Source organism: Limnohabitans sp. (genome assembly GCF_046052825.1).
Lineage (GTDB): Bacteria > Pseudomonadota > Gammaproteobacteria > Burkholderiales > Burkholderiaceae_C > Limnohabitans.
Genome location: NZ_JAVLFP010000020.1, coordinates 1 through 10,153, shown reverse-complemented (window position 1 = coordinate 10,153; position 10,153 = coordinate 1). Strand labels below are relative to the sequence as shown.

10 protein-coding genes and 1 tRNA gene are annotated in these 10,153 nt (G+C 60.2%); 4 read left to right on the top strand and 7 right to left on the bottom strand.

The window, feature by feature from the left end:
- On the bottom strand, positions 1–904 hold a 904-nt coding region (locus tag ACKWJN_RS02640), incomplete at its 3' end, for a CDP-6-deoxy-delta-3,4-glucoseen reductase (protein WP_408594259.1).
- Between the two features lie 34 nt (positions 905–938).
- Here ACKWJN_RS02640 and ACKWJN_RS02635 point away from each other — a divergent pair.
- A complete protein-coding gene (locus ACKWJN_RS02635; RefSeq protein WP_408594258.1) occupies positions 939–1,850 on the top strand; it encodes an NAD-dependent epimerase/dehydratase family protein in 912 nt (303 codons plus the stop codon).
- Positions 1,851–1,860: 10 nt separating this feature from the next.
- On the opposite strand, the gene ACKWJN_RS02630 is transcribed toward ACKWJN_RS02635, so the two are convergent.
- From ACKWJN_RS02630 to ACKWJN_RS02615, 4 genes are all read right to left on the bottom strand, one after another.
- Positions 1,861–2,862 carry a Bug family tripartite tricarboxylate transporter substrate binding protein gene (locus ACKWJN_RS02630; RefSeq protein ID WP_408594257.1) on the bottom strand — a complete coding sequence of 334 codons (1,002 nt, stop codon included), beginning with the start codon at positions 2,860–2,862 and terminating at the stop codon, positions 1,861–1,863.
- A gap of 20 nt (positions 2,863–2,882) precedes the next feature.
- Positions 2,883–4,004, bottom strand: coding sequence for an NADH:flavin oxidoreductase/NADH oxidase (locus ACKWJN_RS02625; protein WP_408594256.1), 1,122 nt, complete (start codon positions 4,002–4,004; stop codon positions 2,883–2,885).
- A 110-nt stretch (positions 4,005–4,114) separates the two neighbouring features.
- Positions 4,115–5,290, bottom strand: coding sequence for a hypothetical protein (locus tag ACKWJN_RS02620; protein WP_408594254.1), 1,176 nt, complete (start codon positions 5,288–5,290; stop codon positions 4,115–4,117).
- A 54-nt stretch (positions 5,291–5,344) separates the two neighbouring features.
- Positions 5,345–5,429, bottom strand: a tRNA-Leu gene (locus ACKWJN_RS02615).
- 40 nt (positions 5,430–5,469) lie between these two features.
- On the opposite strand from ACKWJN_RS02615, the gene cysM reads away from it, so the two are divergent.
- From cysM to ACKWJN_RS02600, 3 genes are read left to right on the top strand one after another with little or no spacing between them, the layout of a single operon-like run.
- Positions 5,470–6,384 carry a cysteine synthase CysM gene (cysM, locus tag ACKWJN_RS02610; protein ID WP_408594252.1) on the top strand — a complete coding sequence of 305 codons (915 nt, stop codon included), beginning with the start codon at positions 5,470–5,472 and terminating at the stop codon, positions 6,382–6,384.
- Positions 6,381–6,923 (top strand): NUDIX domain-containing protein, encoded by a 543-nt coding sequence (locus tag ACKWJN_RS02605; RefSeq protein WP_408594251.1) that lies wholly within the window; start codon positions 6,381–6,383, stop codon positions 6,921–6,923. Before cysM ends, ACKWJN_RS02605 begins: the two co-directional genes overlap by 4 nt.
- 6 nt (positions 6,924–6,929) lie before the next feature.
- Positions 6,930–7,157 carry a sulfurtransferase TusA family protein gene (locus ACKWJN_RS02600; protein WP_408594249.1) on the top strand — a complete coding sequence of 76 codons (228 nt, stop codon included), beginning with the start codon at positions 6,930–6,932 and terminating at the stop codon, positions 7,155–7,157.
- Here ACKWJN_RS02600 and galU read toward each other — a convergent pair.
- Together galU and ACKWJN_RS02590 are read right to left on the bottom strand one after the other, a co-directional pair.
- Positions 7,144–8,028 carry a UTP--glucose-1-phosphate uridylyltransferase GalU gene (gene galU, locus ACKWJN_RS02595; protein ID WP_408594248.1) on the bottom strand — a complete coding sequence of 295 codons (885 nt, stop codon included), beginning with the start codon at positions 8,026–8,028 and terminating at the stop codon, positions 7,144–7,146. The genes ACKWJN_RS02600 and galU overlap by 14 nt on opposite strands.
- Positions 8,029–8,054: 26 nt before the next feature.
- Positions 8,055–10,153 (bottom strand): valine--tRNA ligase (locus ACKWJN_RS02590; RefSeq protein ID WP_408594246.1); only part of this gene is annotated, 2,099 nt, incomplete at its 5' end.

Here is a 10,153-nt window from a genome sequence, read left to right as displayed (position 1 = left end):
CGCTCAAATCGGGGGTGTCTTGCAACACCGCTTGGTGAACAAAGCCTGTTCTGCCAAGCCACGCGTCTTCAGGCAAAGCGTCAGAGATCACGGGCACATAGCGCAGGTTGGGCATCAAGGCCAGTTGCGCTTGCACCCAGTCGTTGAGGTACAAATCGCTGGGGCGTCTGCCGCCCCAGTACAGCGTGACGGGGCGTGTGATGGCCTTGTGCTGCATGTGCTCCAGCATGGCCTTGATGGGCGCAAAGCCGGTGCCCGAGGCCAGAAACACCAAGGGCTTGTCCGAGTCTTCGCGCAAGTAAAAGCTGCCTTGCGGGCCCTCAATGCGTTGGATTTCTTTTTCCTTCATCGCACCAAACACGTGGTCGGTGAACTTGCCGCCAGGCATGTGGCGGATGTGCAGCTCAATGGCCGGGCTGCCCGCCACCAAGGTGTGGGGCGCATTGGCCATGGAGTAACTGCGGCGGTCGCCATCGCGCAACAAGAAGTCCACGTACTGACCGGCGTGGAACTTCATCACGTCGTTGGCGGGCAGCTGCAGTTGCACCACCATCACGTCGTGCGACTTCTTTTCCAGCGAGATCACGCGCACGGGCATTTTTTTGATGGGGAAGGCACCCTCTTCGGTCACTTGGCGCGACTCCAGCACCACATCGCTGTGCGCGCTGGCGCAGCAGGTCAGCACAAAGCCGTTGGCCTCTTCTTCGGCGCTCAGGGCTTTGTCTTGGTGGGTGCCATGCGTCACCTCGCCAGAGATTTTTTTGCACTTGCAGGAGCCGCAAGCACCGTCTTTGCAGCCATAGGGCAGGCCAATGCCTTGGCGCAGGCCAGCGGCCAACAAGGTTTCGTCGGGGTTGGCGGTGAAGGCGCGGCCACTGGGTTGGACCGTGATGTTGAAACTCATCTTTGGGTATCCTTGAACTTTTACAAAGCGTATTTTGCCTTCCAACCAAACCCCTCTTGGCGCGCTGCCTGCGCGCTTTCGCCGTGAACGCCTGCTCATCGTGGGCTGTGGCGACGTGGGCCTGCGTGTGGCGCGTACCCAGCGCCATGTGCGCATCTTGGCGCTCACCTCCAGCGCGTCGCGTGTGCCAGCCTTGCGTGCTGCGGGCGTGACGCCCTTGATGGGCAATCTGGACCAAGCCCACACCTTGAAGCGCTTGGCCGGTTTGGCCACGCGGGTGTTGCATTTGGCACCGCCTCCTTTGCAGGGCCACACCGACCCGCGCACTTTGGCGCTCACCCGGGCTTTGCTGTTGCGTACGCCACCCAGCAGCTTGGTCTATGGCTCAACCAGCGGGGTGTATGGCGATTGCGGTGGGGCTTGGGTCACAGAGACGCGTGCCCTCCACGCCACCACCCCACGGGCCCAGCGCCGCGTGGACGCCGAAGCGCGGGTGCGCCATTTCGCACGCTTGCGTGCCGGAGTGCGGGCCAGTGTGTTGCGCATTCCTGGCATCTATGCGCCGGACCGCGAGGGCGGTACGCCACGTGAACGGCTGTTGCGTGGCAGCCCGGTGCTGGAAGCACAGGACGATGTATTCACCAACCACATCCATGCCGACGATTTGGCGCGTGCCTGCCAGTTGGCCCTCTGGCGCGGCCAAACACAGCGGCGCTACAACGTGAACGACGACGCCCAACTGAAGATGGGTGACTACTTTGACTTGGCCGCTGGCTTGTATGGCTTGCCCAAGCCACCGCGCATCAGCCGGGCGCAGGCGCAACTTGAATTGCCTGCGATGCAACTGAGCTTCATGAGCGAGTCACGCCGCTTGGACAACCGCCGCATGAAGCGCGAACTGCGCTTGCAACTGCGTTACCCGCAGGTGCAAGACGGCTTGGTGTGAGAACCGGGGCTTAATCGAACTTGATGTTGCCAGCCTTGATGGCTTTGGCCCAGCTGGCGGTGTCGCGCTCGAGCAGTTTGGTGGTGTTCTCGGGAGACAGGAACCGAACTTCCACGCCCGCTGCATCGGCGCGTTGCTTGGTCTCTGGCAGCTCCATGCTGCGTTTGACTTCTTGCGAGAGCTTTTGCACCACCTCTTTGGGCGTGCCGGAGGCCACATACAAAGCCACCCAAGACTCCAGCTCAAAGCCGGGCAAACCCGCCTCAGACGCTGTGGGCACTTGCGGCAATTGGGGGTGACGGGTTTTGCCGGTCACCGCCAGCGCTTTGAGCTTGCCGCTGAGCACATGGCCCATCACCGAGGGTGGTGTCGAAATGAAAACCTGCACTTGCCCAGCCAGCACGTCTTGGATGGCTTGGCCCGAGCCCTTGTAGGGCACATGGGTCATGTCAAGCCCCGTCTGCTGCTTGAAGATTTCGGTGCCAATGTGCGACACCGAGCCATTGCCTTGTGACGCGTAGTTGAGCTTGCCAGGGTTTTGTTTGACCCAGGCGATGAAGTCTTTCAGGTTGTTGGCGGGCACCGAGGGGTGCACCGCAATCACGTTGGTGGCCACGGTGATCAAGCCCACGGGTGTGAGGTCTTTGAGCTCCCAGGGCAACTTGTCCATCAGGATCGGGTTGGCAATGTGGTAGCCCGAGTAAGACACCAACACGGTGTAGCCGTCTTTGGGGCTGCGCGCCACCAGCGAGTAAGCCAAGTTGCCGCTGCCGCCGGGTTTGTTGTCGACCACCACCGACTGGCCGATCGCGCGGGCCAGGGGGTCGCTGAGCAAGCGTGCCGAGGTGTCCAGCAAGCCCCCGGGGGGGTTGGGCACGACCAGGGTGATGGGCTTGCTGGGGAAGGTGTCGGCACACACCTGGACAGGCAGGCAGACCAAAGCGCCCACAGTGGCGCTGACCAGCAATGCCGCGATAGAACGGCGTGGGCTTGAGTTCAAAAAGTGTTTCATGGTGGTTTTGAAATGAAGGTTCAACGTTGGCCGATGCGCACGGCACCAAAGATGCCTTGGGCTTCACGCGGCATGCAGCGCCAGTATTGTTGGCTGGCTTGGACGGTGCCACCCAGCGCGGCAGCCGCTTCCCACACCCAGCGGGGTTTGTAAAGAAAGGCGCGGGCCAGGGCCACCAGGTCGGCGTCGCCCCGCACCAAGATGTCTTCGGCTTGTTGTGGTGTGGTGATCAGACCCACGGTCATGGTGGGCAGCCCGCTTTTTTGTTTGACCAGTTTGGCAAACGGCACTTGGTATTCAGGGCCAATGGCAATTTTTTGTTGCGATGACACACCGCCCGAAGAGATGTGCACAAAGTCGGCACCTGCGAGCTTCAAGCGCAAGGCAAAGTCGGCGGTTTCTTCGGGCGTCCATCCGCCCTCGACCCAATCGGTGGCAGACAAACGGATACCCAAACTCCCCTGGTAGACAGCGCGAACCGCTTGGAAGACTTCGAGCGGAAAACGGATGCGTCCTTCAAAGTTGCCGCCATAGGCATCGGTGCGGTGGTTCGACAAGGGGGACAAAAACTGGTGCAACAAATAGCCGTGGGCACCATGCAATTCGACGGCTTCAATGCCCATCGCTTGGGCGCGTTGTGCGGCTTGTGCAAAAGCGGTTTGGATGTCTTGCAAACCTTGCGCACTGAGCGACTCGGGGGGTGTTTCTTCCGCCAAATGGGGCACCTCCGAAGGGCCCTCGGGTTGCCAGCCTTGGTGCGCCGCATCGAGCAACTTGCCGCCATCCCAAGGCGCTGCGCTGGAGGCTTTGCGGCCCGCATGCGAGAGCTGGATGCACACGGGCACGTGGGGGGCGAGGCGTCGGGCTCGGCCCAAGGTCTCGCTCAAAGCGGCCGCAGTGCTGTCGTCCCACAGACCCAAGCAGTAGGGTGTGATGCGGCCACGGGCTGTGACAGCCGTCGCTTCAAGGATGAACAAGCCCGCGCCGCTGTTGAGCAAATTGCCCCAATGCATCAAATGCCAGTCGGTGGCGTGGCCGTTGTGGGCAGAGTATTGGCACATGGGCGCGACCACCGCGCGGTTGGCCAAGGTCAAGGGGCCGCTTGGGGCGGTCAAGGTGAATTCGGAAAAAAGATGGCTCAAGGGGGCTCCTGGCAATGCGGGTCAAAACGGCAACCTCTATCGTAATGAGGCCGTGGTGTGAATTTTGAAAAACCTGCGACACGTGAGACACCCTGGTCGCTCAGGCGCTGTCAAGGCGACTTTTGTTCGAAGTCGGTGAGGCGGTGGTTGAGATCATCGACGTCGTGTTTGATGCCCACCAGACGGCGGTGAAACAGGGCCGATGCGTCATCGTGCTTGAGTTTTTCTTGTTCAGCGGGCGTGCCTGGCTTGGCTTGGCCCGCTGCAGGCCCTGAGGGTTGACCGGTTGCTGGGTCGTGTTCTGGGTTTTGATCGGTGTTCGGTGAACTGGCAGAGTCGCCATGGCCCGTCGGAAAGTCGACCTTGGCACGAACAGTCGAACCCGAGGGCAGGGCTTCACGGTGGTCGTTCAAGGCTTGGGCAGCTATGGCTTGGCGGTTGTTGCCGGGTCCGTCCTCGGGTGCGGTTTTTCGGTTGAGGCTTGCATCGCCGCCGCCAATGGCTTGGCGGTTGTCAGGCATCGGTGCAGCGGTGGTGACCGATTGCAAGTTCGGGTCAATGACGAGGGTGGGAATGTCTTGCTCGTTGGGGCGACCGCTGGCAGTCGACACCGGTTGATGATTGGATGCCGTGTTGGTGTTGCCCAGGGCTTGACGGTTGTCTGTGGGCTGATCGGTGGGAATGCCTTGGCGGTTGGCCGAGGCATCATCACTTGGAATGCTTTGCTGGTTGGGCGCAGTGTCGGGTGTGGTTTTGAGCGCTTGACGGTTGTCGGCTGCGGCAGCGCTAGCGACTGCTTGGACGTTGGGGCCTGTTGCTGGTGATTGCTGCACGGCCTGGCGGTTGTCAACTATCGCATCGCTGCCAATGGCTTGGACGTTGGACCCCGAGGGGGTTGATGTCGGCACAGCCTGACGGTTGCTTGCCGACACATCTGTCGTGATGTTTTGCACATTGTCGGCAGCGCTCGGACCGCTGGGTACGGCTTGGACGTTGGCTGCAGGGGCTTGGCTGGCTACGTGTTGGAGATAGGCGCCTGGTGCACCATCTGCCACGAGTTTGGCGGGGTTGTTGACCCCAGCGTCCCCGGCCTGCAAGGGCTTGGCGGCTTTGGAGGCGTCGTTGACGTGTTGAAGGCCTGATTTGCGCTCGGCGATTTCTTCGGGGTGGGACACCACCACATTTTTCGGGTTTTGGGCGTTGCCAGTGACTTCGGAGACAGACACATGGTGCTCTGTTCCGCTACCAACTACGAAATCGGGGAAATCGTCTTCGTCGTCATTCATGGGAGTTTCTCTGAAAGCGAAAGGGCTGTGTTGAGCCTATGCTACGTTGACCAGTGGTGCCCGGGGCCGGAATCGAACCGGCACGCCTTGCGGCGGGGGATTTTGAGTCCCCTGCGTCTACCAATTTCACCACCCGGGCACTGGAGAGAACGACCAATATTATGGCACAGTCCAAGCCTATGAACGAAAAAAACTTGTACCCCACGATTGAAGACGCGATTGGCAAAACACCGCTGGTGGCTTTGCAGCGTATGGGTGCCGCTGACAACGCACTGCGCGGCAATGTAATTTTGGGAAAGCTCGAAGGCAACAACCCAGCCGGTTCTGTGAAAGACCGACCTGCCTTGTCGATGATTCAGCGCGCGCAAGAGCGTGGCGACATTCAGCCGGGAGACACCTTGATTGAGGCCACCTCGGGCAACACCGGCATTGCGCTGGCCATGGCGGCGGCCATCAAGGGCTACCGCATGGTGTTGATCATGCCGGAGGACTTGTCGATTGAGCGCGCCCAAACCATGAAAGCGTTTGGTGCTGAGTTGATCTTGACGCCCAAGAGCGGCGGCATGGAGTACGCCCGCGACTTGGCAGAGCGCATGCAACGCGAAGGCAAGGGTCGGGTGCTCGACCAGTTTGGCAACGACGACAACCCACGCATCCACTTTGAAACCACGGGCCCAGAAATTTGGCAAGACACCCAAGGCCGTGTGACCCACTTTGTGAGTGCCATGGGCACCACGGGCACCATCACCGGCGTGTCGCGTTATTTGAAAACCCAAAACCCGAACGTGCGCATCATCGGCGCACAGCCCAGCGAAGGCTCACGCATTCCGGGCATTCGCAAATGGCCGCAAGAGTACTTGCCCAAAATTTACGACCCCAGCCATGTGGACGACTTGGTCTATGTGAGCCAAGACGATGCCGAAGAGATGTGCCGACGCATGGCGCGCGAGGAAGGTATTTTTGCCGGCATCTCAGCGGCAGGCGCGTGTTGGGTGGCGCAGCAAATTTCACAGCAGGTGGAAAACGCGACCATTGTGTTCATCGTCTGCGATCGGGGTGATCGATACCTCTCCACCGGGGTGTTCCCCGCATGAGCACGTTTCGTTTTTGCCCCAGCTGTGCCACGCCCCTGAGCCTGATTGCCAAAGAAGAAGACGGCGGGCTGACCGAGCGATTGCGTTGCGTGGCCTGTGACTGGACGCACTGGAACAACCCGACGCCGGTGTTGGCGGCCATCGTGCAATACCAAGGTCAGATTCTGCTGGCGCGCAATGCGGCGTGGACGGGCCGACGCTTTGCCTTGATCACCGGATTCATGGAGGCGGGTGAATCACCCGAAGATGGGATTCGCCGTGAGATTGCCGAAGAAACTCACTTGCAAACCCACGCCTTGAGCTTGGTTGGGGTGTATGACTTTCAGCGCATGAACCAAGTCATCATTGCCTACCATGCGGTGGCGGATGGCGAGATTGCGCTGTCGCCAGAGTTGGTAGAGTACAAGCTTTACCGCCCCGAAGATGTGATTTGTTGGCCTGCTGGCACCGGTTACGCCATGGCCGATTGGCAGCGTAGCCAAGGCATTGAGCCCCGCTTCATGGAGTGGGCCGAACGAGAAAAACTGAACCTAGATTGACCTGAGATGCAGATTGACCAAGAACTCGACACCCGTGGCCTGAATTGCCCTTTGCCGATCCTCAAAGCCAAAAAGGCCTTGACCACCATGCAAACCGGGGAGTTGCTGCGTGTCGCGTCCACCGACCCCGGATCGATGCGCGACTTCGCGGCCTTTGCCAAGCAGACGGGCAATGAACTCGTGTCCCAAGAGACCTCGGGAAACGACTTCATCCACGTGCTCAAGCGACGTTGAGCTGCTGGAGGTAGGCGCAGAACTCGGCACCCACTTCGGGGTGCTGCAACGCCAACTCGACCGACGCTTGTAAGAAGCCTTGCTTGCTGCCGCAGTCGTAGCGTTTGCCGGCGTACGAGAACGCCAAGACTTTTTCGGTGGCCAACAGACCCGCAATGCCATCGGTGAGTTGAATCTCACCTTGTACCCCGCGTCCGCCCGCACGGATGCGTTCAAACACAGCCGGGGTCAAGATGTAGCGCCCTGCCACGGCCAAACGCGAGGGTGCCAGCTCGGCCTTGGGTTTTTCGACCATCTGTTGCACATCGACCAAGCCTTGGCCGATGTCGTGACCGGCCACGATGCCGTAGCGGTGCACGTGTTCGAGTGGCACTTCTTGCACGGCCAGCACCGACGACTGGGTGCGCGCAAACACCTCGGCCATTTGTTTCAACACGCCGGGGCCACCGGCCAGGCCTTGCATCAAGTCATCGGCCAGCAACACGGCAAATGGCGCATCCCCCACCAGGTGCTCGGCACACAACACGGCGTGGCCCAGGCCCAAGGCACGTGCTTGTCGCACGTAGACGCATTGCATGTCACTGGGTTGCACGCTGCGCACCATCTCCAGCAGGGCGTGCTTGCCAGCGGCTTCAAGTTCGGTTTCTAACTCATAGGCAGTGTCGAAATGGTCTTCGATGGCGCGCTTGCTGCGACCGGTGACAAAAATCATTTCACGAATGCCCGCCTCGTAGGCCTCTTCCACCGCGTACTGGATCAAAGGCTTGTCGACCACCGGCAGCATTTCTTTGGGGCTGGCTTTGGTGGCGGGTAAAAAACGTGTGCCCATGCCCGCAACGGGGAACACGGCTTTGGTCAAGGCTGTTTTCATGGTGGGCTTTGGTTGTTTGGCCAAGTTTACTTGGCGAGTCGAAGCAACTGGTCTTGCACTTTCGCCAAGGTGGCGGTGAAGTCGGCGACGCGTTTTTTCTCTTGCTCGATCACGGCCGGAGGGGCTTTGGCTACAAAGGCCTCGTTGCTGAGTTTGCCGTGCGCTTTGGTGATTTCGTTTTGCAGCCGATCCGCCTCTTTACCCAAACGAATCTTCTCTGCGGCCACATCGATCTCGATGAACAAGCACAAGCGCAGCTCACCCACCACGGCCACTGGGGCGTCTAGTGCGGCTGTTCCCCAGGCTGCTTGATCGTCAAAGACCTTGACTTCGCTGAGCTTGGCCAGTGCTTGCAGCACGGGCGCAGCAGACTGCATGAAGGCCACATCCTCGGCAGAGCTCGCGAGTGCGAACAAGGGCATGCGGGTGGCCGGCGAGACGTTCATCTCACCGCGCAAATTGCGGCAGGCATCGACCAAGGATTTGAGGCGCGTCACATGGGCTTCGGCTTTTTCGTCGATGCGCTCGGGCTGGCTGACGGGGTAGGCGCTGATGCTGACCGACGCTTGGGCGGCATCGGCAGGCAGGCGACCAGCCACCAGGGCCACTTTTTGCCACAGCTCTTCGGTGATGAACGGGATGATGGGGTGGGCCAAACGCAAGATGGTTTCCAGCACCCGAATCAGCGTGCGGCGGGTGCCGCGTTGCTGGGCGTCGCTGCCGGTGTTGATTTGCACTTTGGCTATTTCGAGGTACCAGTCACAGAACTCGTTCCATACGAAGTCATAGATGGTGTTGGCCACGTTGTCGAGTCGGTACTCGGCAAAGCCTTTGGCTACCTCGGCTTCGACGCGCTGCAACTGAGACACGATCCAACGATCGGCTTGGCTGAACGACAAGTAGCCGTGGAATGGGCCTGCCGCCGTGGCGTTGCCTGCGGCGTCCACGCCGGGAGCGGCGCATTCGGCTTTGGTGTGTTCTTTCAGGCCGCAGTCTTGGCCTTCGCAGTTCATCAGCACAAATCGGGTGGCGTTCCACAGCTTGTTGCAGAAGTTGCGGTAGCCCTCGCAGCGCTTGCTGTCAAAGTTGATGCTGCGACCCAAGCTGGCCAGTGCGGCAAAGGTGAAGCGCAGCGCATCGGCACCGTAAGCGGGAATGCCTTCGGGGAATTCTTTTTCGGTTTGCTTGCGCACCTTGGGCGCGGTTTCGGGTTTGCGCAGGCCTTGGGTGCGTTTGTCGAGCAAGGGTTCGAGCGAGATGCCGTCGATCAAGTCCACCGGGTCCAGCACATTGCCTTCGGACTTGCTCATTTTTTTGCCTTGCGCATCGAGCACCAGGCCGTGGATGTAGACGTGTTTGAAGGGGACGCGCCCGGTGAAGTGGGTGGTCATCATGATCATGCGCGCGACCCAGAAGAAGATGATGTCGTAGCCCGTGACCAGCACGCTCGAAGGCAAGTACAAGTCGTAGTCGTTGAGTTGGCTTGCACTGGCTCCGAGGGCGCGGGTGCTGGGGATGGACGCAGCGACATTCTGAGCGGAGCGAAGAGGAGCAAGACCGTCTCCAGTGCCCGCGCCCTCGGAGTCGGCGCTCCAGCCCAATGTAGAGAAAGGAACCAAGGCAGACGAATACCAGGTGTCGAGCACGTCTTCATCGCGCTTGAGCGTTTTGCCGGGGGCTTGGGCTTGTGCTTCGGCTTCGTTGCGGGCCACATACACCTTGCCGTCTTCGTCGTACCAAGCCGGAATTTGGTGGCCCCACCAGAGCTGGCGGCTGATGCACCAGTCTTGGATGTTGTTCATCCACTGGTTGTAGGTGTTGATCCAGTTCTCAGGCACGAATTTGACTTCGCCCGACTGCACCGCATCTATGGCTTTTTGGGTGATGCTCTTGCCCGTGGCGTCGCCTTTGCCCACTTGGTTCATGGCGACAAACCATTGGTCGGTCAGCATGGGTTCAATCACCTGGCCGGTGCGGGCACAGCGAGGCACCATGAGTTTGTGTTTTTTCACTTCCACCAAGTGACCCGCGGCTTCGAGGTCGGCCACCACGGCCTTGCGGGCCACAAAGCGGTCTAGGCCACGGTATTTTTCGGGCGCGTGCTCGTTGATCGTGGCGTCGAGGT